At 38.2% G+C, this 20,584-nt stretch carries 28 protein-coding genes and 1 pseudogene; 3 read left to right on the top strand and 26 right to left on the bottom strand.

Features of this window, described 5'->3' with window-relative positions:
* Nucleotide 1: 1 nt before the first annotated feature.
* The 3 genes from BV902_RS04170 to BV902_RS04160 are packed head-to-tail and all read right to left on the bottom strand — an operon-like array spanning nt 2 to nt 1,412.
* Complete coding sequence (locus BV902_RS04170; protein ID WP_075990888.1) at nt 2-586, bottom strand: hypothetical protein; 585 nt, start codon at nt 584-586, stop codon at nt 2-4.
* Complete coding sequence (locus tag BV902_RS04165) at nt 576-1,067, bottom strand: hypothetical protein (RefSeq protein WP_075990887.1); 492 nt, start codon at nt 1,065-1,067, stop codon at nt 576-578. Before BV902_RS04165 ends, BV902_RS04170 begins: the two co-directional genes overlap by 11 nt.
* Before the next feature lie 45 nt (nt 1,068-1,112).
* Nucleotides 1,113-1,412: a DUF2089 family protein gene (locus BV902_RS04160; RefSeq protein WP_075990886.1), complete on the bottom strand. Its 300-nt coding sequence runs from the start codon at nt 1,410-1,412 to the stop codon at nt 1,113-1,115.
* A 123-nt stretch (nt 1,413-1,535) separates the two neighbouring features.
* On the opposite strand from BV902_RS04160, the gene BV902_RS04155 reads away from it, so the two are divergent.
* The gene (locus BV902_RS04155; protein WP_075990885.1) at nt 1,536-2,270 is read left to right on the top strand and encodes a lysophospholipid acyltransferase family protein; all 735 of its coding nucleotides are present in this window, start codon (nt 1,536-1,538) and stop codon (nt 2,268-2,270) included.
* 7 nt (nt 2,271-2,277) lie between these two features.
* Here BV902_RS04155 and BV902_RS04150 read toward each other — a convergent pair whose 3' ends face one another.
* Nucleotides 2,278-3,408: a glycosyltransferase gene (locus BV902_RS04150; protein ID WP_075990884.1), complete on the bottom strand. Its 1,131-nt coding sequence runs from the start codon at nt 3,406-3,408 to the stop codon at nt 2,278-2,280.
* Nucleotides 3,392-4,366, bottom strand: a complete 975-nt coding sequence (locus BV902_RS04145; RefSeq protein ID WP_075994618.1) for a lysylphosphatidylglycerol synthase domain-containing protein — start codon at nt 4,364-4,366, stop codon at nt 3,392-3,394. Before BV902_RS04145 ends, BV902_RS04150 begins: the two co-directional genes overlap by 17 nt.
* A gap of 100 nt (nt 4,367-4,466) precedes the next feature.
* Here BV902_RS04145 and ruvC point away from each other — a divergent pair, with 100 nt between their 5' ends.
* Nucleotides 4,467-5,033: a crossover junction endodeoxyribonuclease RuvC gene (ruvC, locus tag BV902_RS04140; RefSeq protein ID WP_075990883.1), complete on the top strand. Its 567-nt coding sequence runs from the start codon at nt 4,467-4,469 to the stop codon at nt 5,031-5,033.
* Here ruvC and BV902_RS04135 read toward each other — a convergent pair whose 3' ends face one another.
* Nucleotides 5,034-6,080, bottom strand: coding sequence for a hypothetical protein (locus tag BV902_RS04135; protein ID WP_046674895.1), 1,047 nt, complete (start codon nt 6,078-6,080; stop codon nt 5,034-5,036).
* A gap of 387 nt (nt 6,081-6,467) precedes the next feature.
* Between BV902_RS04135 and BV902_RS04130 the strand changes: the two genes are divergently transcribed.
* Nucleotides 6,468-6,941 carry an Lrp/AsnC ligand binding domain-containing protein gene (locus tag BV902_RS04130; protein ID WP_046674894.1) on the top strand — a complete coding sequence of 158 codons (474 nt, stop codon included), beginning with the start codon at nt 6,468-6,470 and terminating at the stop codon, nt 6,939-6,941.
* Between the two features lie 46 nt (nt 6,942-6,987).
* Here BV902_RS04130 and BV902_RS04125 read toward each other — a convergent pair whose 3' ends face one another.
* From BV902_RS04125 to rpsH, 20 genes and pseudogenes are all read right to left on the bottom strand, one after another.
* Entirely contained in the window at nt 6,988-8,040 is a 1,053-nt protein-coding gene (locus BV902_RS04125; RefSeq protein WP_075990882.1) for a M20 family metallo-hydrolase, read from the bottom strand.
* Nucleotides 8,030-8,836 carry a pyrroline-5-carboxylate reductase gene (gene proC, locus BV902_RS04120; RefSeq protein ID WP_075990881.1) on the bottom strand — a complete coding sequence of 269 codons (807 nt, stop codon included), beginning with the start codon at nt 8,834-8,836 and terminating at the stop codon, nt 8,030-8,032. The genes BV902_RS04125 and proC overlap by 11 nt, the downstream gene beginning before the upstream one ends.
* Before the next feature lie 27 nt (nt 8,837-8,863).
* Nucleotides 8,864-9,661, bottom strand: coding sequence for an acetylglutamate kinase (gene argB / locus BV902_RS04115; protein ID WP_075990880.1), 798 nt, complete (start codon nt 9,659-9,661; stop codon nt 8,864-8,866).
* Nucleotides 9,662-9,712: 51 nt separating this feature from the next.
* Entirely contained in the window at nt 9,713-10,675 is a 963-nt protein-coding gene (locus BV902_RS04110; RefSeq protein WP_075990879.1) for an acetylornithine carbamoyltransferase, read from the bottom strand.
* A gap of 144 nt (nt 10,676-10,819) precedes the next feature.
* Complete coding sequence (locus BV902_RS04105; RefSeq protein WP_075990878.1) at nt 10,820-11,965, bottom strand: aspartate aminotransferase family protein; 1,146 nt, start codon at nt 11,963-11,965, stop codon at nt 10,820-10,822.
* 157 nt (nt 11,966-12,122) lie between these two features.
* Nucleotides 12,123-12,629 (bottom strand): 50S ribosomal protein L17, encoded by a 507-nt coding sequence (rplQ, locus tag BV902_RS04100; RefSeq protein ID WP_075990877.1) that lies wholly within the window; start codon nt 12,627-12,629, stop codon nt 12,123-12,125.
* 108 nt (nt 12,630-12,737) lie between these two features.
* Nucleotides 12,738-13,730 (bottom strand): DNA-directed RNA polymerase subunit alpha, encoded by a 993-nt coding sequence (locus BV902_RS04095; protein ID WP_046674887.1) that lies wholly within the window; start codon nt 13,728-13,730, stop codon nt 12,738-12,740.
* A 96-nt stretch (nt 13,731-13,826) separates the two neighbouring features.
* Nucleotides 13,827-14,435 (bottom strand): 30S ribosomal protein S4, encoded by a 609-nt coding sequence (gene rpsD / locus BV902_RS04090; RefSeq protein ID WP_046674886.1) that lies wholly within the window; start codon nt 14,433-14,435, stop codon nt 13,827-13,829.
* Nucleotides 14,436-14,495: 60 nt separating this feature from the next.
* A complete protein-coding gene (gene rpsK / locus BV902_RS04085; RefSeq protein WP_046674885.1) occupies nt 14,496-14,885 on the bottom strand; it encodes a 30S ribosomal protein S11 in 390 nt (129 codons plus the stop codon).
* Nucleotides 14,886-14,895: 10 nt separating this feature from the next.
* Nucleotides 14,896-15,273, bottom strand: coding sequence for a 30S ribosomal protein S13 (gene rpsM / locus BV902_RS04080; RefSeq protein ID WP_046674884.1), 378 nt, complete (start codon nt 15,271-15,273; stop codon nt 14,896-14,898).
* 30 nt (nt 15,274-15,303) lie between these two features.
* Nucleotides 15,304-15,421 (bottom strand): annotated as a pseudogene (gene ykgO, locus BV902_RS04075) (type B 50S ribosomal protein L36).
* Nucleotides 15,422-15,466: 45 nt separating this feature from the next.
* Nucleotides 15,467-15,685 (bottom strand): translation initiation factor IF-1, encoded by a 219-nt coding sequence (gene infA / locus BV902_RS04070; protein ID WP_002997456.1) that lies wholly within the window; start codon nt 15,683-15,685, stop codon nt 15,467-15,469.
* 74 nt (nt 15,686-15,759) lie between these two features.
* Nucleotides 15,760-16,542 (bottom strand): type I methionyl aminopeptidase, encoded by a 783-nt coding sequence (map, locus tag BV902_RS04065; protein WP_046674883.1) that lies wholly within the window; start codon nt 16,540-16,542, stop codon nt 15,760-15,762.
* A 9-nt stretch (nt 16,543-16,551) separates the two neighbouring features.
* Nucleotides 16,552-17,889 carry a preprotein translocase subunit SecY gene (gene secY, locus BV902_RS04060; RefSeq protein WP_046674882.1) on the bottom strand — a complete coding sequence of 446 codons (1,338 nt, stop codon included), beginning with the start codon at nt 17,887-17,889 and terminating at the stop codon, nt 16,552-16,554.
* A gap of 3 nt (nt 17,890-17,892) precedes the next feature.
* A complete protein-coding gene (rplO, locus tag BV902_RS04055) occupies nt 17,893-18,339 on the bottom strand; it encodes a 50S ribosomal protein L15 (RefSeq protein ID WP_070570400.1) in 447 nt (148 codons plus the stop codon).
* Nucleotides 18,340-18,458: 119 nt separating this feature from the next.
* Nucleotides 18,459-18,638 carry a 50S ribosomal protein L30 gene (gene rpmD / locus BV902_RS04050; protein ID WP_046674880.1) on the bottom strand — a complete coding sequence of 60 codons (180 nt, stop codon included), beginning with the start codon at nt 18,636-18,638 and terminating at the stop codon, nt 18,459-18,461.
* A gap of 5 nt (nt 18,639-18,643) precedes the next feature.
* Nucleotides 18,644-19,162: a 30S ribosomal protein S5 gene (rpsE, locus tag BV902_RS04045; RefSeq protein WP_075990876.1), complete on the bottom strand. Its 519-nt coding sequence runs from the start codon at nt 19,160-19,162 to the stop codon at nt 18,644-18,646.
* A gap of 12 nt (nt 19,163-19,174) precedes the next feature.
* On the bottom strand, nt 19,175-19,528 hold the full coding sequence (gene rplR / locus BV902_RS04040) for a 50S ribosomal protein L18 (RefSeq protein ID WP_046674878.1): 354 nt from the start codon (nt 19,526-19,528) through the stop codon (nt 19,175-19,177).
* A gap of 5 nt (nt 19,529-19,533) precedes the next feature.
* Nucleotides 19,534-20,088 (bottom strand): 50S ribosomal protein L6, encoded by a 555-nt coding sequence (gene rplF, locus BV902_RS04035; RefSeq protein WP_070570404.1) that lies wholly within the window; start codon nt 20,086-20,088, stop codon nt 19,534-19,536.
* 21 nt (nt 20,089-20,109) lie between these two features.
* Nucleotides 20,110-20,508 carry a 30S ribosomal protein S8 gene (gene rpsH, locus BV902_RS04030; protein ID WP_046674876.1) on the bottom strand — a complete coding sequence of 133 codons (399 nt, stop codon included), beginning with the start codon at nt 20,506-20,508 and terminating at the stop codon, nt 20,110-20,112.
* Between the last annotated feature and the right edge of the window lie 76 nt (nt 20,509-20,584).

Below are 20,584 nucleotides of genomic sequence, written 5' to 3'. Positions count from 1 at the left end.
ACTAGAAATTAAACTGTATGCATAAATCCAATATAAAATATAATGCCACAAATACTATACTGATTTCAATCTTCTTATTATTAACGGCTACATTCATACCCTTAACCAATAAATAGAATTGGTAGAATAGCAATAACAAACTGATTATTCCAAACATACCAAATAAAAATAGCTCAGTTTTATCAACTCCGGCCAATGTATGATCGCCGTTTTGCACTGCTTTTAATACTTGATCCGTGAATTTATCCTGGTTTAACAATTTCCCTAAAAATAAGGCAAGATAGAGCGGAAATGGTATAATCAAAACGACATTCATGACATCAATGATTCTGGTCTTTCTGTTTAATAACAACCCTGCACCGTAAAGAAATGTAAAAGGAGCCAAAACCATACAGGCATGAACGCCCAAGACAGCCCATATGGAAACCCCTATATCTGGTTGATAGAAATGCATAAATCCATTAAACTGCTGGCCCGATAAATAAATAACATAGCTTGATAACAAAAATCCGATAACACCAGCAAAGAATAGTTTCCACTCCGGCAATTCCGCAAATGGATTCTGAAAAATCTGTTTAACTTTCATTTTTTAAGAATTGAGATAAGCTCAACTTTTCGATTTCTACTGGATTTTGGGTCCCAATAAGTAATACCTTACCAGTTTCCAATGTAAGTTGTAAGCCCATATTACCACGAGCTGAAAAAGCCAGCCCTTTCTTCCCTCTCCGAAAACCCCATCCACCAAACTCACCAATCGGGTTATATTTTCGTACTTCAACAGCACGAATATCTGTCCAACCCATCCTTTTACGATAGAAATTAAACGGAAAAAAATAGACTTCAATTCCATCTTCACGAATAGTAGTTCTTAATTGTAGAACGCCAAACAATCCCCATAATACCAAATTGATCCAAAACCCCGGTAATTGAAATAATGGAGCAAAATTCAACCGCAAGAGCTCATGCCAATGCACAGAAAAACTGGCCACACTGACAGATAAAAGGATCAGACAGAGCCACCAGCTAAAAAAAGATTGGCTTTCGGTATAAAGCGTATTATTTTTCATCTTGATATAATTCTTTGTTTATCAATCATTCGATTGCCCAGACTGCTAAATACTTCTATTCCTGCTTCCATTGTTTGTATGATCAAGCGATTTCAATTTGCGAATCAGATCATCGAGAATATTACGGACCGTCGGATAGGATTTGCCCATCTGATTTGCCATTTCTTTTAAACTCCCTGAGTGCATCAAAAAATTCAAAACAAATTCTTGCTCCTCTACAGTAAGCTGCATCAACACAGGTAAAGAAAACTTACCTACAACTTCGGTTTCACAGGAGTCACACACCAATTTAGCGACTTTTAACTTCGCTTCACAACAAGGGCAATCAACCGGTATTTTTTTCATTAAATAATAACATCATTAACATTATTAAAGATAATATTAATAATGTTAAAACAAAAGATTATAAAATCAATATTTTTCAAAAATCATTGCTTAATGATATATTTGTATCATTAAATAACGTTTATGAAGAAGTTTTTAGGCTATTTCCTATCTATTATATTTTGGTTTTGTTTTGGTTTATCCCTAATTATTTTCCACCCCATACAGTGGTTATGTTTAAAGCTGGGTGGATACAATGCACATAAAAAGAGTGTAGATATATTAAATGCCTGCCTCGTTGCCTGCTATTACACGCTATTTAATCGGGTGACATTTATCGACAATAAAAATATTCCAACAGGACAACCCATTGTCTTTGTAGCAAATCATCAAAGTACTTTTGATATTCCTCCAATGATCTATTTCTTGCGTAGATTTCATGGGAAATTTATTTCTAAAATAGAACTTGCCAGTGGCATACCTAGCATCTCCTTCAACTTAAAACATGGTGGTGCCGCAAATATAGATCGCAATGACCCCAAACAATCTATTGCTGAAATATTGAAACTTGCCAATAATATGAAAACCAAAAACTGGTCCGCGTTTATTTTTCCAGAGGGAACAAGATCGAAAACCGGAAAAATGAAGGCCTTTCATGTTGGTGGAATTGCCACTTTACTAAAGAAAAATCCGAATGCACTCGTTGTTCCTATTGCCATTAGAGGATCATATGAAATGGTACAATATGGCATGTATCCATTAACCCCATTTCTTCATATGACCTGGGAAGTGCTAGATCCTTTGGATACGGAGGGTAAGAATATTGAGGAGATCGTTAAATTAGCTGAGGAAGCAATAAAACTAAAGGTCGAAAAATAGGAATAAGCTACTTGACCTGCCTTCCTTTCCAGTCGTACTTCCCTACATTACCCAATATGCCTATATAAGCCAGATAAAGGATATGAGCCAAGCTCAATAAAGGAAGATACCATAAGAGTTCCTTTCTGCTTGCAAACCTTGTCAAAGGTTCAATAAAAATAAATTCGACGACCATCTTTAATAGCAATGCAAAAAGCACAACCCAAGCAACGAATTTCACACCGAAAAGAGCAAGAACCGAAGCTAACAAAATCAATAAATTAAAGAACCAAATGGAAATCCCTAATGCGATGACACCTTTATTTTTATATTTGGTACTTTTTGAAGCCCAGCGTCTACGCTGACTAATGAATGACTTCAAATCCGGTTTGGCATCCGTATAAACAACAGCATCTTTTGATTTACAAAACGTTATTCGCTCGGGATATTGTTCTGCCACCTTATGTAAAAAAAGTTCATCATCACCGGATGCAAGCTCGTCGATCCCTTTAAATCCGCCCATTTGTTTAAAAATATCCTTTCGATAGGCCAAATTAGCACCATTACAGGTCGTTGGTTTTTTGTTACCAATACCTGCAGCGCCCAGACCTATCAAATACAAAAATTCCAGGGTCTGCAGTCGTTCAAAAAAACTCTTTTCTTCTGAATACACCACTGGAGAAGATTGTAAATAAGCACCTTCTTTCTCAAATGTGCTGATAACCGTTGCTAACCAGTTCGATCCCATGCGGCAATCTGCATCAGTGGTAATAATAATTTCACCATGACAACATTCTATTGCTCTTGAAATTGCCAACTTCTTGTACGAATTCAAACGGCCATTTTCATTCAATTGAATCAGCTTGACACCTTTCTCTTCATATTCTTTCACAATCAAAGACGTGTTGTCGTCTGAATGGTCATCGATAATAATGAGCTCCAGGAGCTCATTAGGATAATTCTGCCCGAGTATGGATTCAATGGTGCGTCTAATATTTAACTCCTCATTCCGCGCAGCAATAATCACAGATACGGTCATTGTTGGCCTAATAGAACGGTTAGGTTCTGAAATCAAGGACCAGCCTCTGCGCATCCATAAAACTAGAATTGCATATACGCAGGCAAAAATGATCAATAAATAGTTAAGAATTTGTATCACCGAAAAAATTAATCTTAAAAACAAAAATAGAACCAAATATAGCTGGAAGAATCAAATTAACGAACCAAATACAGGAAACAATAGCCATTACAGCAATCTCTTGTGTGGTAATATAGCTATATAGATTGCTAGCAACAAAACTTCTCACACTGAAATCAAAAATATCCAATGTAGGCAGAGCTGCCTGAACAAAAAACAGGATAAAAATCATCAGAATCATGGATAAAAGTGGTAACTCAGGCAAAGTTAGCTTCATCAAGATGATATACTGCGAAGTAAAAATAACAAATCGCGCCAAAGAATTTAAAAGAACAATACTGAGCTCACGCATTGAATAATGCTCTAATACTTCAAAGAAGGGCTTAATTCGCGTCAAAAACTTAATTTTCCCGACCAATAAATCGATCCATTTTACATTGAAATATAAGATGACAAATCCTCCAGCATAGATAATAGCAAGTAGCCATACCCCAAATTGTACTGTTAAAGGAGTAGAAAGAAATTTACAGATAAACCAAGCGATACTTAGTGACCCCGCAACGCTTGTGAGCACCAATTGCGCAAATAATCCAACGCCCATCGCTACGGCTCCTTTTGCTCGATGTTGGGGCTGTAGAAAAAGTACCCGCCCGCCATATTCGCCAATCCTATTGGGTGTAAAAATAGCCCAGGTAAGCCCGCAGAAAACGGATTGGAAAGCCTTCCAAAATGAAATATGCTCCAGTTTAGATGCAAGATACCGCCATTTCACAACTTCAAGCAACCAGTTGACAAGCATTAAAACCACAATTAAAATAAGGGTCCAAACAACCGAATGCTGCTCCAAACCGGCAATTAGGGTTTTGAACTTCTCAATATTGCTTCTATCGGATACCTTCACAACGATATACCAGGTTGCTAGGGCGAAAACCAGTATCTTCAATAAAAGACTGATGTATTTTTTTTGTCTTCCAGTCAACTTTTGATAATTAGAGAGCAATGTTACTAAATTTTAGCCAAATGATTAAGTTTTGTCGAACGCAATCCGCGAATAAAACGCAAAATTTGTATTATTGTATATGCAGAAGGAAAAGGCGAAAGAAAGAATAATTTTAGGTATAGACCCCGGAACAGTAATACTTGGGTATGGTATCATCAAAGAAGTCGGCAATAACATATCCTTGGTCTCAATGGGGGTCATCAAAATGGGACATTTAGATGACCATGCCCTAAAACTACAACGTATATTCAAAAAAACTTCTGCTCTAATGCAGGAATACAATCCCGACTGCGTAGCTCTTGAATCACCATTTTATGGAAAAAACATACAGGTCATGCTCAAATTAGGGCGAGCGCAAGGTGTTGCCATGGCGGCGGCGCTGGCGCAAGATATCCCAATCTTTGAATATTCTCCAAGAAAGATAAAACAATCCGTTACAGGAAATGGAAATGCTACAAAGGAGCAGGTTTCCGCTATGCTAAAAAATCTATTAAAATTTGAGGAAACACCACAATTTTTAGATGCCACCGACGGATTGGCAATCGCTGTCTGCCACTCCTTTCAGAAAAATGCAGCATCAGGCAGCAGCAAGTCGTACACTGGATGGTCCGCCTTTATCAAAGACAACAAAGATCGGATCAAGTAATTACATTTGTACCTGACGAATCACATTCTTCACATTCAACTCAACAATATCCGTCATCGTCTTACACTTGAGGTAAGAGTTATTTTGATAAAATTCAGCGTAGCCCTCACGTAACTGTTTGATATTCTCCTGCGTAGAAAGGACCTGCGTTTGCGAAGCATCCCTCAGATCAGCGATCCGATGTCTTTCACTCCGGACTCTATGCACAATGGAAGAACGCTCCTCCTGCTGGTATTGCAGCACAGTTTTTTCATTTAGATGTTCCATCGCTAATTTGACATAGGGAAGATTCTCCTTAAAAAATTGAGGCATATATACTTTCGGATTTCCTTCATAAAACTGCTGGTCAAAATCTATTGCCCGAATTCGAAACTGGAAATCATCAAAATCTGGTGTAATCTGCATCACAAAATTGTAGGCCCTCATATCCCCCAACAAGGTAATAATACATCGTTCATTAAACTTGACAAATTCTTTGGAAATCCGGGTCAGATTATAATCAGGCGAGAACATACGTGTTTTCGAAAAAGTGTCCCCGGGGATTCCAACAATATGTTCTTCAACCAAAGTATCATGGTCTACCATATAATTCACCTGATTTGGCGACAATATTTCTTCTAACTCCAATCCATATATTCGCGACGCATCGGCTTGCTTGATGTAAAAATAATCGTACACATCATTTAAACGGTTTACGATACGAATACGAAATGGTTTAGTATTGCCAAAGCCACAGTACTCTACACGATCAATATACTTATGCTGGACGATTCGCGTATTACCTGATGCTTTCAGTTTAGCATAAATCACCTTCAATCCGTCATACAATTGATCGATAAGATATTGCGGATACAGTGGAGTCTCCCAAAAAGTATCGTTGCCAAATTTATCCATGACAGGTACTGTCTCCGTAAAATTCAGTAGATCTTTATATCCTATCGGCAACTTTTCGTCTCGCTGATACAGCTTAAGGTATTTATGAAGTCCTTCCCCTACTTCAAAAATTGGTTTCTTTTTCGAAATCTTTACATCTTGAACTTCTTCCATCTCTATTCCGTATTTTATTTTTCGTTTACTCAAACATCACACAGTCTGCTACATTTTGCCCCATCATATGCTAAATTCGAACTGATTAGATTTTCAATATGCCAACTGTTTTTCCTACTTCTAAAAAAGGCAATACTAAATTAATTTATCATAATCTTGATATTAAACATGAAAACAATCACTTAACCTATAATAAGATCATCATGAAACAATTATAATCACTTTCAATCAAAAACATATAACATTATCAATATGAATAAGTATTTTTTATTAAATTTACATCTATAAACCGAAAATTCTTAGTAATTTTGAAATAAATTTAATTATTTTAGCTATTGGTCAGATCTTGATGCAACGACCAATTAATGAACACAAAAACCATTGTTAATGGAAAATCAATATGCAAACTATGATCTAGACAATTTGGATATCCAAATCTTGTCTATTCTAATGAACGATGCCTCTATTCCTTATACAGAAATAGCAAAAAAGCTAATTGTATCAGGTGGTACAATTCACGTTAGAATGAAGAAGATGGAAGAACTAGGTATCATTAGAGGGTCAAATCTAATTATCAATCCTCAAAAAGTCGGATTTGATATCACGGCCTTTTTGGGTATCTATCTTGAAAAAGGTTCACAATATGCAGATGCGGTAGATAAATTGAAAGAAATCAAAGAAGTGGTCGAATTACACTATTGTACTGGCCAATACAGTATTTTTGCAAAAATTATCTGTAGAGATACAGTTCACCTGAGAAAAGTATTGAATGAAGATATTCAATCCGTACCAGGGATTCAACGTACCGAGACGATCATCTCTCTTGAGGAGAGTATCAAACGTCAAATCAGCTTAGTCTAGTATAAAAACTCATAATAAATGAAGCTTTTTTTATACTAATTCTTTTCTAACATTTTGCGATATAGAGATCGATCCCTGCTCTAATTTCATCGATATAGATAAACTCATCTGCCATATGCGACCGCGCGCTATTGCCAGGTCCCAGCTTCAGAGAAGGGACAGGAATAAGAGCCTGATCGCTCATCGTCGGTGAACCATATACTTTACGTCCCAGTAGAATGCCTGCTTTGACGATTGGATGCGTTTCAGGAATAGAAGAAGACTTCAGGCGCGTCGATCTCGCTGTGACCTCTGATTTTACATGAGACTTGATAATATCCAACGTCTCTTCATTCGAATAAGCATCTGTGGTTCTGACATCGACAACAAAGTTACAAGTAGCCGGTACCACATTGTGCTGTGATCCCGCCTGAATCACGGTTACCGACATCTTAATTGGGCCTAAAGTTGAAGAAGTCCTTTCAAATGTATAATTTTGAAACCATTCAATATCCTTGATCGCTTTATAGATAGCATTATCGCCCTCATTACGTGCGGCATGTCCAGCAGTTCCTAAAGCGGTACAATCCAACACCATCAGCCCCTTTTCTGCAATTGCCAAATCCAATAAGGTAGGTTCACCCACAATTGCAAAATCAATTGGACCGATATCATCCAAAACAGATTCTACACCGTTCTTACCTGAGATCTCTTCTTCAGCACTGGCGACCAGACAGAAGTTATACTTCAACTCCGTCTGCTGGTAAAAATACAAAAATGTAGCTATCAATGATACCAAACAGCCCCCAGCATCATTGCTTCCCAATCCGAACAATTTACCTTCCTCTACAGTTGCTGCCAAAGGATCTCTCGTATAACCCGTATTTGGTTTAACTGTATCGTGATGCGAATTAAGCAATATCGTAGGTTTAGTGATATCATAATGGGCGTTATATACCCAGACATTATTGCCTTTCCGATGTGTTTTTATATCACGCTCCTGAAAGAAGCGATCAATTAAATCTGCCGTGAACTCTTCCTCTTTACTTAAAGACGACAGTCCAATTAATTGTTTTAAAAGGGACAGCGCATCTTCAAATAGGCGCTGTTTATCCTTCATGGTATAGTCCTCCTGCTTTATCCGCAGACAGTTTAATTCCCTTTATAAAAGCAGAACTAAAACCGTTATGTTCCATTTCGTTCAATCCCGCTATTGTACATCCCTTTGGTGACGTAACCTTATCAATCTCTCCTTCTGGATGAGCATTGGTATGCAATAGCAAATCAGCAGCGCCTTTTGCAGTTTGAACTGCCATTTTTAATGCGTCATGCGCATGAAATCCGATTTCAACTCCACCTTGTGAAGCCGCGCGAATAGCACGCAGGAAGAACGCAATACCGCAGGCACACAATGCCGTTGCCGATGTCATCAGGTCTTCATTAATGACAACCACTGAACCAACAGTTTCAAACATCTTCTCAACCTCCTTCAAACTATCGTCCGAAGCATTGTCGCTGGCGATACAAGTCATTGATTGAGCTATTGCTATTGCTGTGTTGGGCATTGCCCGTATAACTGTGGCATCTGCACCCAACTCTGCTTTCAAATCAGCACAAGAGACTCCTGACACAATAGAGACAAAAATCTGATTTGTCTTGTCAATGACTGGAGCGACTTCCACCAATACCTTTTTTAGTTGTTGAGGTAGTATTGCGAAAACAACAATATCAGCCCCCTTTACAGCGAGCCTATTATCATTACTTACTGAGAAGCCCTGGCTCGCTTCTTCGGCCAGTGCATTCAAATTTCTCCTCGTCAATGTAATATCGGCAGCATTGGCAAATTCACTTTTTACAAGTCCTTTTGCCAAAGAAAGACCGATATTACCGCTTCCGATAATGGTGACCTTTTTCATAGCGATCGTTGGGTTTAGGTTAGATTTTTATTTTAATGTCAAGCAAGTGCCAAATTGTCCTTGTTGAAACAAATGCAAATTATTAGCATTTCCAATATAGACCTCTTGAACACCTTTATTTATAGCATTGAATGCATTTTGCAACTTAGGAATCATCCCGTCATTCACCACGCCGGATTCCTTAAGATGTTCAAACTCTTCTGACTTAATCGTTGGGATTACTGAATTCTCATCTGTTACATCGCGTAAAACGCCGTTCTTCTCAAAACAATAAACCAGAGAAGTTTCATATAATGAAGCCAAAGACACCGCCAATGAAGAAGCTATAGTATCCGCGTTGGTATTGAGCAATTGTCCAAGGCCATTGTGTGTAATAGCTGAAAACACAGGAACAAACCCTGCTTCCAAAAACTTCTTGATGGCCAGGGTATTTACAGAGTCATGCAACAAATCACCTACAAAGCCATAATCGATATCTTTTACAGGACGCTTTATAGCTTTTATGACATCCCCATCAGCTCCGGTTAATCCGACGGCATCGCATTTCAAATTTTGCAACTTAGCAACGATTGTCTTGTTTGTCAATCCAGCGTATACCATTGTTACAATGCGTAACATTTCCTCATTTGTCACACGACGCCCTTCTATCATTTGGGCTTCAATTCCAAGTTCACTAGCCAGGCGAGTCGCTATTTTACCACCGCCATGTACAAGAATCTTTTTCCCTGACAATGCAGAGAACTTTTCCAAAAAAGAATCCAATTGGCGTTCATCATCAATAATATTCCCGCCAATTTTAATTATATTTAATACACTATTAGCCATTACGCAACTTTTCCCAATAAAAATAGTTTTTCAATAATCTATAGGATTGGACTATGCCAAATCCTCTAACATACGTTTCAAAACAACCTGAGCAGCCCATACACGGTTGCTAGCCTCTTTAATCACGAGTGAATTTGGTCCATCTAAAATCTCAGAAGACAATTCAAGATCTCTTCTTACTGGCAAACAATGCATTACTTTGGCATCATTCGTCAAATTGAGCTTCTTGTTATCCATCATCCAATCTTCATCAACACCATATACCTCGCCATATTCTTGATAAGAAGACCAGTTTTTCACATAGACAAAATCAGCATTCTTTAAACTTTCTTCAAGATTATTAGATATGGTTGCTCCAGCGGTAAATTCTTCACTTAACTCATAGCCCATAGGTTGAGCTATCGTAAAATCGACCAATCCCTCTTCTTGTGCTTTGCACATCCATTCTGCGAAAGAATTAGGTACCGCTTGAGGTAATGCCTTAACATGCGGAGCCCAAGCCAATACCACTTTCGGCTTTTCAGTCTTCTTGTACTCAGTGATGGTAATCATATCTGTCAAACTCTGCAGTGGATGGCGTGTTGCACTCTCTAAGGAAACAACAGGAACACCACAGTACTTAATGAATTTGTTGAACAGGTCTTCACTATAATCCTCTTCACGATCTTTCAATTTTGGAAAGGAACGAAGTCCCAAAATATCACAATACTCGCCCATAACAGCAGCGGCCTCGCGAATATGTTCAACAGTTGTCCCGTTCATCACAACACCATCCTGTGTTTCAAGCGCCCAACCATCTTTATCCATATTCATGACCATCACATTCATGCCCAAATTCATTGCCGCTTTTTGTGTGCTCAGACGCGTACGCAAACTCGGATTCAAAAATACAAGTCCCAACGTTTTATGTTGACCAAGGTCCTGATTGTCATATGGTGCCGCTTTCAAAGCTAACGCTTCTTGAACAACGTCCGCTACACTAGACACATCCTTAACAGAGAAAAACTTTTTCATCTATATTTATTTATTCGAGTGCATTTTCAACGAGCAATCAATAGGCCCGTCACACTCAGTATATATTCTAACTACTACAGCGCAATCAAATTTACATGAGCCAATGTGTGGCTATTGGATAATTTGATCGACAGCTTTAAGGTTCTATGCAACCGTTACTGCTTTGATATGTGCTTTCAATGCCGATAAAAACTGATCAGCATGATCTTTCGTAATATTCAAAGCAGGCAACAAGCGAATCACAAAAGGCTTAGCCTCCCCTGTAAAGATACGGTTCTTTAACAAGAGATCTTTCTTCACATGGGCCAAAGATTCAGGTAGTTCTATACCGATCATTAATCCTCGGCCTCTCACCTCTACAATTTCCTCAATTTGCTTAAGCTCATCAATAAGATATTGTCCGACTTGAGCCGCATTCTCCATCAGTTTGTCTTGTTGGATAACCTCCAATACAGCCAGTGCGGCAGCACATGCGAGATGATTGCCACCAAATGTCGTTCCCAAACTCCCGTAAGTCGCTTTAAATTTGGACGATATACTGATTGCACCAATAGGAAAACCATTCCCCATTCCTTTCGCCATCGTGTAAATATCCGCATCTACTCCAGAATAATCCTGTGCATAGAAGGAACCTGTCCTTCCATACCCACATTGTACTTCATCTGCAATAAACACGGCATTATATTGATCACAAAGTGAGCGGATCAATTGAAGAAAGGCAACGGATGCTTCCCTAATTCCACCAACACCTTGAATACTTTCGATAATAACAGAAGATATTTCCTCACCATAAGCTGAAAATGCTTCCTTTAGTGCATCCTCATCATTGAAAGGAAGAAATACAATATTATCGGTCTCGTTGACGGGAGCCACGATACTCGGGTTATCTGTTGCCGCTACGGCCAATGAAGTCCTTCCATGAAAAGCTTTTGAAAACGCTATGACTTTCTTACGCTTATTGTAAAAAGAAGCCAGCTTCAATGCATTTTCATTTGCTTCCGCGCCGGAATTGCAAAGAAATAAATCATAATCAACCTTTCCCGAAACTTCCCCTAACAATCGGGCAAGTTCACGCTGAATTGGAATCTCGACAGAGTTGGAATAGAACCCAATACGGTTCAATTGTTCTGTGATGCGTTGTACATAATGTGGGTGCGTGTGTCCGATCGATATCACAGCATGGCCACCATACAAGTCCAAGTAAGCATTTCCTTCGGCATCCCACACCGTTGATCCATTAGCCTTTACTATGTTAATGGGATTAATGGGATAAACATCAAATGGTTTCATCTTAATGAATTATAGATTGATAAACGAAATAGCTAGTAATAGAAAAAACTATCAGATTTTAGCATTACAAATATATTAGTTATAACGGTAGGAATGGTCATAAAATAAAAAAAGTCCCCTTAAAAAGAGGACTTTTTTATGCTAGATCAGAAGAAGACTATTCTCCGTCTACTTTTTCTTCACCTTCTACTTCAGCTTTAACTTCTGCAGGAGCTTCAGTTTCAGCAGTAGTAGTAGCTTTTTTAGCACCACCACGACGACGAGTAGCTTTTTTCTCAGCAGCAGCAGCTTTTTTACCGTAGATTTCGTTGTAATCAACTAGTTCGATGAAAGCCATTTCCGCGTTATCACCTAAACGGTTTTCCATTTTGATGATACGAGTGTAACCACCTGGACGGTTAGCTACTTTTTCAGAAATTTCGCGGAATAAGATAGAAACAGCGTCTTTATCTTTCAAATAAGCGAATACTGTACGACGAGAGTGTGTTGTGTCGTTTTTAGATTTAGTAATCAAAGGCTCAACATACGTACGTAATGCTTTAGCTTTAGCCAAAGTAGTTGTAATACGTTTGTGTAGGATTAATGATGTTGCCATGTTAGCCAACATTGCTTTTCTATGGCTATCCGTACGGCCTAAGTGATTTACTTTTTTTCCGTGTCTCATTTTGATTTTATTATACTAATCGTACCGTTTTTGTATATGTCATTTATGTGAACATCACATATCCAGACAGCCAAAAGGAATTACGACTAGTGGTCGCTTAATAAATTATTATTCTTCGTCTAATTTGTATTTTGCCAAGTTCATTCCGAATGATAAACCTTTCGATTTAACCAACTCTTGGATTTCGCTTAACGATTTTTTACCGAAGTTTCTGAATTTCAACATATCAGCTACGTCATAAGTTACCAACTCAGCCAATGTGCGAATATCCGCAGCTTTCAAACAGTTCAATGCACGAACTGAAAGATCAAGATCTACTAATTCTGTTTTCAAGATCTTACGCATATGTAAGATTTCTTCGTCAACAACTTTAGTTTCTTCTTTCGTTTGAGACTCAAGAAGCATATTCTCATCAGAGAATAAAATAAAGTGTTGAATTAAGATCTTAGCAGCTTCTTTCAAAGCTTCTTCGGGGTGAATTGAGCCATCAGTAGAGATATCCAACAACAATTTCTCGTAGTCAGTTTTTTGCTCTACACGGTAATTCTCAATGGTATATTTAACATTCTTGATCGGAGTAAAGATCGAATCGATTGCGATAACACCTACTGGAGCATCAACAACTTTATTCTCATCAGCATTTACGTATCCACGACCTTTGGCAATACTCAATTCCAATTCAATTGTCACTGAATTATCCATGTTACAGATTACCATGTCTGGGTTTAAGACCGTAAAGTTATTAGAGAATTTTGTGATATCACCAGCTAAGAACTGCTCTTGACCATTGATTACTACAAATACCTTTTCGTTGTCACCAATCTCACCTGTTTTTTTGAAACGAATTTGTTTCAAGTTCAAGATAATTTCAGTTACGTCTTCAACAACACCTTTGATCGTTGAAAATTCGTGCGAAACGCCAGAAAACCTTATCGACGTAATTGCATATCCTTCTAAAGAGGACAATAGAATACGGCGCAAAGCATTACCAATGGTTACACCAAAACCAGGCTCCAATGGACGAAATTCAAACGTACCATCAAAATCCGTAGATTTTTGCATGATAACTTTATCCGGTCTTTGAAATGCTAAAATTGCCATTTATTTTCTTTTAATGTTTTATTTGTAATAATAATTGTAATACAATAGAAGATGCATACCCCAAAAATTGGACTATGCATTCTTCTATTTTATTTATTATTTAGAGTATAACTCAACGATTAAGTTCTCTTTGATGTTTTCAGGAATGTCAGCTCTTTCTGGATAGCTTAAGAAAGTACCTGTCAATTCTTTCGCATTCCACTCTAACCAAGAAAATTTGTTTACAGTACGACCTGCAACTGAATTTGTGATGGCTTCAAGTGTTTGAGAACGTTCACGAACTGCTACAACGTCACCTGGACGCAAGCTATATGATGGAATGTTAACAACTTCGCCGTTAACAGTAACGTGTTTATGGGATACCAACTGACGAGCAGCGGCGCGAGAAGTAGCGATACCTAAACGGTAAACTACGTTATCCAAGCGAGCTTCTAACAATTTCAAGAAGATCTCACCTGTAATACCTTGTTTAGAGGCAGCTTTAACAAATAAGTTTGAGAACTGACGCTCCAATACACCGTAAGTGTATTTTGCTTTTTGTTTTTCTAACAACTGAATAGCATATTCAGATTGTTTACCTCTGCGTTTAGAAGCTCCATGTTGTCCAGGAGGGTAATTTTTCTTTTCTAACGCTTTATCTGGGCCGAAGATCGGCTCTCTAAATTTACGGGCAATTTTGGACTTAGGTCCTGTATATCTAGCCATTTTCTTTTACAATTAAAGTATCTATCAGCCTATAGCCGATGAATCTTATCTTTAAATTAATTAAACTCTTCTGCGTTTTGGAGGACGACAACCGTTGTGAGGAAGTGGAGTGATATCTTTGATAGTAGTCACATCAATTCCTACTGTTTGTAATGTTCTGATTGCCGATTCACGACCAGCACCAGGTCCTTTAACAAACACTTCAACTTTACGTAAACCCAAGTCGTGAGCAACTTTTCCACAGTCTTGTGCAGCTTGACCAGCAGCGTATGGAGTGTTCTTTTTAGAACCACGGAAACCCATTTTACCAGCACTAGACCAAGAAATAGTTTGACCTTGATTATTTGTCAAAGTTACAATGATATTGTTAAACGTTGCGTTAATGTGAGCCTGACCTACAGGTTCGATAACAACGATACGCTTTTTTGCAGCTTTTTTAGTTTTAGCCATTTCTTATTTATTATTTAGTAGCTTTTTTCTTGTTTGCAACTGTCTTACGTTTACCTTTACGAGTACGTGAGTTGTTTTTAGTACGTTGACCACGAACTGGTAAGTGTTTACGGTGACGCAATCCACGGTAACAACCGATATCCATTAAACGTTTGATGTTTAATTGAATTTCAGAACGCAATGCACCTTCAACTTTCAATTCGTCGTTAATGATGGTACGAATTGCTGCCAATTGCTCATCATTCCACTCTTGTACCTTCACATCTTCGCTGATACCAGCTTTTTCCAAGATATATTCAGCTCTTGTACGACCGATACCAAAAATATAGGTAAGGCCGATCACACCTCTTTTGTTTTTAGGTAAATCAATACCTGCTATCCTTGCCATATAATATTAAGCTATTATTTTTTTAATGAATTAACCCTGACGTTGTTTAAACTTTGGGTTCTTTTTGTTGATTACAAAAACTTTACCTTTACGACGGATGATCTTACAGTCCGCGCTACGTTTTTTTTATTGATGCTCTTACTTTCATGATATTTATTTTTTCAAAAGCTTGCGCTAATACAAGGGCTTACGGCTATTTATAGCGATAAGTAATCCTTCCTTTAGTCAAATCATACGGAGACATTTCCAATTTAACTTTATCACCAGGTAAAATTTTGATATAGTGCATGCGCATTTTACCAGAAATATGGGCAATGATTTCATGTCCATTTTCCAACTCTACCCTAAACATAGCATTAGAAAGTGCCTCTCTAATTATACCGTCTTGTTCTATTGAGGCTTGTTTAGCCATATATTCTCGATTAAATTTAATTTAAAAGCCTGCGAACAGGAGTGCAAAGATAAATAAAAATAATTGAAAACCAACTACTTTTTGTTCAAAACTTTCTCTACATGTTCGAATGTCAGCAACACATCTGGTTCTCCTTTTCGGATTGCAACCATCTGTTCGAAGTGCGCCGATAATTTCCCATCCACTGTACTTACTGTCCAACCATCATCCCAAAAACGAACACCTGCACGCCCCGCATTGATCATCGGCTCGATACAAATAACCAAACCTTCTTCCAATTTAGGACCAGCACCTCGTTTTCCATAATTAGGAACCTCAGGTTTTTCATGTAAGTGATAACCAACTCCGTGTCCAACCAGCTCGCGAACAATTCCGAATCCGAATTTGCTCACATACTCCTGAACAGCTGAAGAGATATCCCCAACACGTTTACCAGCCACCGCCTGTTCAACACCTTTGTACAATGATTCCTTTGTTACATCCAATAACAACTGTGCCTCCTCAGATATTTCACCTACACCAAAGGTATATGCTGAATCACTGATAAAGCCGTTCAGATTGACACCACCATCGACCGAAACAAGATCTCCATCTTTAATTTCATAATCACTTGGAAAGCCGTGTACAATTTGATCGTTGACAGATATACACAAAGAATATGGAAATCCCTGATAATTTAAGAACGCAGGCGTCCCGCCGTTATCATGAATATACTCATAAGCTAATTTATCAAGAGATATAGTCTTTACCCCAGGTTTAATCACTTTTGCGATTTCACCAAGCAATTGCGAAAGCACATCTGCTGACTTCCGCAATTGCTCTATATCTTCTGCTGACTTATAAAATACTTTAGACATCTAAAGAAATTAAATTGCCGAATGATCCATTCCCTCAACAGACGCGGCCGAACGACCTTTAATACGACCTGTTTTCATTAATCCATCGTAATGACGCATCAATAAATGAGATTCGATCTGTTGCAAAGTATCCAACACCACACCTACTAAAATCAATAATGACGTACCACCGTAGAAGTGCGCAAATTGATTATTAATACCAAACAAACTTGCAATAGCAGGTAGAATAGCAATGATCGCTAAGAAAATTGCACCTGGAAATGTAATATTTGATATTACGCGGTCTATAAAATTACTAGTTTCCAATCCCGGTTTAATACCCGGTACAAAACCTCCGTTCTTCTTCATGTCGTCCGACATCTGTTGTGGGTTCACCATAATCGCTGTATAGAAAAACGTAAATGCGATAATTAACACCGCAAATGTCACGTTATATGCTACAGAAGTATAGTTACTCAACGAAGTCAAAAATTCCGATTGAAGATTTGGGAAGAACTGTCCTAAACTCATTGGCACAAACATGATTGCCTGCGCAAAAATGATAGGCATTACACCTGCAGCATTTACCTTTAAAGGTATATACTGCCGTACTCCACCGACTTGCTTGTTTCCAACGATTTTCTTCGCGTATTGTACAGGGATCTTACGAACACCTTGTACGATCAAGATCGTAAAGATCACAACAAAGAACAAAGCTACAAATTCAAGCAACAATGGAATTGGACCACCACCACCTTTCGCCATTCTAGAAACCCATTCCGCAGTGATACCACTTGGCAATTGAGCGATAATACCAGTCATGATGATCAAAGAAATACCATTACCGATACCTTTATCAGTAATTTTTTCCCCTAACCACATCACAAATAAAGTACCGCCTGTCAAAACTATAGCAGTTAGAATAGTGAATAATGGGTCAGCTATTGTCTTAGCACTTGGCTCGATTTGAGTACGTACATAAGCAAAAGCCTGAAGCAAAGTAATCCCTAAAGTTAAATAGCGAGTAATTTGATTCATTTTTTGACGACCACTTTCCCCTTCCTTCTGCATCTTTTGGAAGTAAGGAACCGCGATGCCCAGCAATTGAACAACAATGGATGCCGAAATATATGGCATTACCCCTAAAGCAAAGATAGCCGAACGAGAGAAAGATCCCCCCGCAAACATATCCAGTAAGCCCAATAAACCCTCTTTTTGACCAGAAGCCAAAGCATGAGGATTTACACCTGGTAATACCACGTGACATCCAATACGGTAAATCAAAAGAAAAAGTAAGGTATTTAGAATACGCGTACGTAAATCATCGATTTTCCAAATATTGGTTAAGGTTGTGATTAGTTTCTTCATTTATTAAATTTTAACGATAGAACCGCCTGCAGCTTCAATAGCTTTTTGAGCAGAAGCAGTAAACGCGTGCGCTGTTACTTCAACTTTAGCTTTCAATTCACCGCGACCCAAGATTTTAACTTTGTCATTTTTAGACACTAAACCATGAGCTTTCAATGCATCGAAATCTACAGCTGTTAAATTGTGTTTCTCGATCAACGCTTGTAAAGTATCTAGGTTCACACCATTGTACTCAACACGGTTGATGTTTTTGAAACCAAATTTAGGCACACGACGTTGCAAAGGCATTTGACCACCTTCGAAACCGATTTTCGTAGAGTGACCTGAACGAGAACCAGCACCTTTGTGACCACGCGTTGAAGTACCACCACGACCAGAACCAGTACCACGGCCAATACGTTTGCTACTTTTTACTGCACCTTTTGCAGGTTTTAAATTACTTAAGTTCATTTTTAAACTAAATTGTGCTAGCCCTTCGCTCTCACTAAACAGGTACTAGCGATTAAAAAATAATGATTATTAATAACAAGTAATGGAAGAAGCCCAAAGACCTCTTCCATATGCTAATATTAAATAGTTTCGATAGCTACTAAATGGTTTACTTTACGTACCATTCCAATAATTGATGGAGTAGCTTCAACTTCTACTGAGTGGTTGATTCTTTTCAAACCCAATGCCTCAATAGTTTTCTTTTGGCGCTCGCTTCTGTCGATAACGCTCTTTATCTGGGTGATTTTGATTTTTGCCATGATAATTAACCGTTAAATACTTTATTCAAATCGACACCGCGGTGTTGTGCTACTGTATACGCATCACGCATTTCTGCTAAAGCAGTTACAGTTGCTTTTACCACGTTGTGTGGGTTAGAAGAACCTAATGATTTAGCCAATACATCTTTGATACCAGCAGACTCCAATACTGCACGCATTGCACCACCGGCTAAAACTCCTGTACCACCTACAGCTGGTTTAATCAAAACTGAACCACCAGAATATTTACCATATTGCGCGTGAGGAACAGTACCTTTGATAATAGGAACTTTTACCAAATTTTTCTTTGCGTCATCGATACCTTTCGTGATTGCTTCAGTTACCTCTTTAGCTTTACCTAAACCGTAACCTACGATACCGTTTTCATCACCTACTACAACAATTGCAGAGAAGCTGAAAGTACGACCACCTTTAGTAACTTTAGCTACACGTTGGATACTTACTAAGCGATCTTTTAATTCAATTTCGCTTGATTTTACTCTTTTTATATTGCTTAATGCCATTTCTTTCTATGATTAAAAGTCTAAACCGCCTTCGCGAGCACCTTCAGCCAAAGATTTGATACGGCCATGGTATAAGTACCCATTACGGTCAAAAACTACTTTATTAATACCTGCTGCTAATGCTTTTTCAGCCACCAATTTACCTACAGCTTTAGATTGATCAACCTTGTTACCAGATGCAACAAACTCTTTTGACAAGCTAGATGCAGCAACTAATGTTTTACCTGCATTGTCGTCAATGATTTGCGCATAGATACCTTTGTTACTTCTAAAAACCGATAAACGTGGACGTTCAGACGTTCCAGCAAGGTTTTTTCTGATTCCTTTTTTGATTCTCTCTCTACGAGATGCTTTTTGTCCTGCCATGATTATTATTTTTTAGCTGATTTACCTGCTTTTCTTCTCAATACTTCACCTGCAAACTTAACACCTTTTCCTTTGTAAGGTTCTGGTTTACGGAAGCCACGGATTTTTGCCGCTACCTGTCCGATCAATTGTTTGTCAGCACACTCTAAAGTGATTGTAGGGTTTTTACCTTTATCAGCAGTAGTTGATACTTTAACCTCTTTTGGCAATACAAAAACAATCTGGTGAGAGAAACCTAAAGTTAACTCTAATACATTACCAGTACTTGAAGCACGGTAACCTACACCGACTAACTCTTGCGTAGTTTTGTAACCTTCAGTCACACCGTGAACCATGTTAGCCAACAGGGAGCGGTATAGACCGTGTAATGCTTTGTGTTTCTTTTGATCAGTTGGACGTGTTACAACGATATTGCCCTCTTCTTGAGCAATCGTGATGTCACGGTCAACTTGTTGTGTTAATTCGCCTTTAGGACCTTTTACTGAAACTAAGTTTTTGTCCGAAATAGTAACAGTTACCCCAGCAGGGATAGCGATAGGCGCTTTTCCAATTCTTGACATTTCTTTGTGCTTTTACCTAGATTAATAAACGTAACATAAAACTTCACCACCAACATTTTGAAGTCTAGCTTCTTTATCTGTCATTACACCTTTCGATGTTGACAAGATAGCAATACCTAAACCGTTCAAAACACGAGGCATAGTATCAACGCTTGCATACTTTCTTAAACCAGGTTTACTCACACGTGTCAACGTACGAATAGCCGGAATTTTGCTAATTGGATTATATTTCAATGCGATTTTGATCGTACCCTGTACGCCATTCTCATCGAATTTGTAATTAGCAATGTAACCTTTGTCAAAAAGAACTTTCGTGATCTCTTTTTTAAGGTTCGATGCAGGAATTTCAACAACCCTGTGGTTGGCCTTGATGGCATTCCTTACTCGTGTAAGGTAATCCGCAATTGGATCTGTAGTCATTATATATGAAAATTTGTGACAGCGGTTTCCCTCCCAACCATTGGTATGGGACCTTCTATCTGTTAAACAATTTTAA

Source organism: Sphingobacterium sp. B29, from assembly GCF_001952815.1.
GTDB lineage: Bacteria > Bacteroidota > Bacteroidia > Sphingobacteriales > Sphingobacteriaceae > Sphingobacterium > Sphingobacterium siyangense.
This window is presented reverse-complemented; position numbering and strand designations above follow the sequence as displayed.

Excerpts from the sequence above, each read along its gene's own strand:
- BV902_RS04170 (WP_075990888.1), bottom strand. The coding sequence starts at position 586 with ATGAAAGTTAAACAGATTTTTCAGAATCCATTTGCGGAATTGCCGGAG.
- BV902_RS04165 (WP_075990887.1), bottom strand. The coding sequence starts at position 1,067 with ATGAAAAATAATACGCTTTATACCGAAAGCCAATCTTTTTTTAGCTGG.
- BV902_RS04160 (WP_075990886.1), bottom strand. The coding sequence starts at position 1,412 with ATGAAAAAAATACCGGTTGATTGCCCTTGTTGTGAAGCGAAGTTAAAA.
- BV902_RS04155 (WP_075990885.1), top strand. The coding sequence starts at position 1,536 with ATGAAGAAGTTTTTAGGCTATTTCCTATCTATTATATTTTGGTTTTGT.
- ruvC (WP_075990883.1), top strand. The coding sequence starts at position 4,467 with ATGCAGAAGGAAAAGGCGAAAGAAAGAATAATTTTAGGTATAGACCCC.
- BV902_RS04135 (WP_046674895.1), bottom strand. The coding sequence starts at position 6,080 with ATGGAAGAAGTTCAAGATGTAAAGATTTCGAAAAAGAAACCAATTTTT.
- BV902_RS04130 (WP_046674894.1), top strand. The coding sequence starts at position 6,468 with ATGGAAAATCAATATGCAAACTATGATCTAGACAATTTGGATATCCAA.
- BV902_RS04125 (WP_075990882.1), bottom strand. The coding sequence starts at position 8,040 with ATGAAGGATAAACAGCGCCTATTTGAAGATGCGCTGTCCCTTTTAAAA.
- proC (WP_075990881.1), bottom strand. The coding sequence starts at position 8,836 with ATGAAAAAGGTCACCATTATCGGAAGCGGTAATATCGGTCTTTCTTTG.
- argB (WP_075990880.1), bottom strand. The coding sequence starts at position 9,661 with ATGGCTAATAGTGTATTAAATATAATTAAAATTGGCGGGAATATTATT.
- BV902_RS04110 (WP_075990879.1), bottom strand. The coding sequence starts at position 10,675 with ATGAAAAAGTTTTTCTCTGTTAAGGATGTGTCTAGTGTAGCGGACGTT.
- BV902_RS04105 (WP_075990878.1), bottom strand. The coding sequence starts at position 11,965 with ATGAAACCATTTGATGTTTATCCCATTAATCCCATTAACATAGTAAAG.
- rplQ (WP_075990877.1), bottom strand. The coding sequence starts at position 12,629 with ATGAGACACGGAAAAAAAGTAAATCACTTAGGCCGTACGGATAGCCAT.
- BV902_RS04095 (WP_046674887.1), bottom strand. The coding sequence starts at position 13,730 with ATGGCAATTTTAGCATTTCAAAGACCGGATAAAGTTATCATGCAAAAA.
- rpsD (WP_046674886.1), bottom strand. The coding sequence starts at position 14,435 with ATGGCTAGATATACAGGACCTAAGTCCAAAATTGCCCGTAAATTTAGA.
- rpsK (WP_046674885.1), bottom strand. The coding sequence starts at position 14,885 with ATGGCTAAAACTAAAAAAGCTGCAAAAAAGCGTATCGTTGTTATCGAA.
- rpsM (WP_046674884.1), bottom strand. The coding sequence starts at position 15,273 with ATGGCAAGGATAGCAGGTATTGATTTACCTAAAAACAAAAGAGGTGTG.
- infA (WP_002997456.1), bottom strand. The coding sequence starts at position 15,685 with ATGGCTAAACAAGCCTCAATAGAACAAGACGGTATAATTAGAGAGGCA.
- map (WP_046674883.1), bottom strand. The coding sequence starts at position 16,542 with ATGTCTAAAGTATTTTATAAGTCAGCAGAAGATATAGAGCAATTGCGG.
- secY (WP_046674882.1), bottom strand. The coding sequence starts at position 17,889 with ATGAAGAAACTAATCACAACCTTAACCAATATTTGGAAAATCGATGAT.
- rplO (WP_070570400.1), bottom strand. The coding sequence starts at position 18,339 with ATGAACTTAAGTAATTTAAAACCTGCAAAAGGTGCAGTAAAAAGTAGC.
- rpmD (WP_046674880.1), bottom strand. The coding sequence starts at position 18,638 with ATGGCAAAAATCAAAATCACCCAGATAAAGAGCGTTATCGACAGAAGC.
- rpsE (WP_075990876.1), bottom strand. The coding sequence starts at position 19,162 with ATGGCATTAAGCAATATAAAAAGAGTAAAATCAAGCGAAATTGAATTA.
- rplR (WP_046674878.1), bottom strand. The coding sequence starts at position 19,528 with ATGGCAGGACAAAAAGCATCTCGTAGAGAGAGAATCAAAAAAGGAATC.
- rplF (WP_070570404.1), bottom strand. The coding sequence starts at position 20,088 with ATGTCAAGAATTGGAAAAGCGCCTATCGCTATCCCTGCTGGGGTAACT.
- rpsH (WP_046674876.1), bottom strand. The coding sequence starts at position 20,508 with ATGACTACAGATCCAATTGCGGATTACCTTACACGAGTAAGGAATGCC.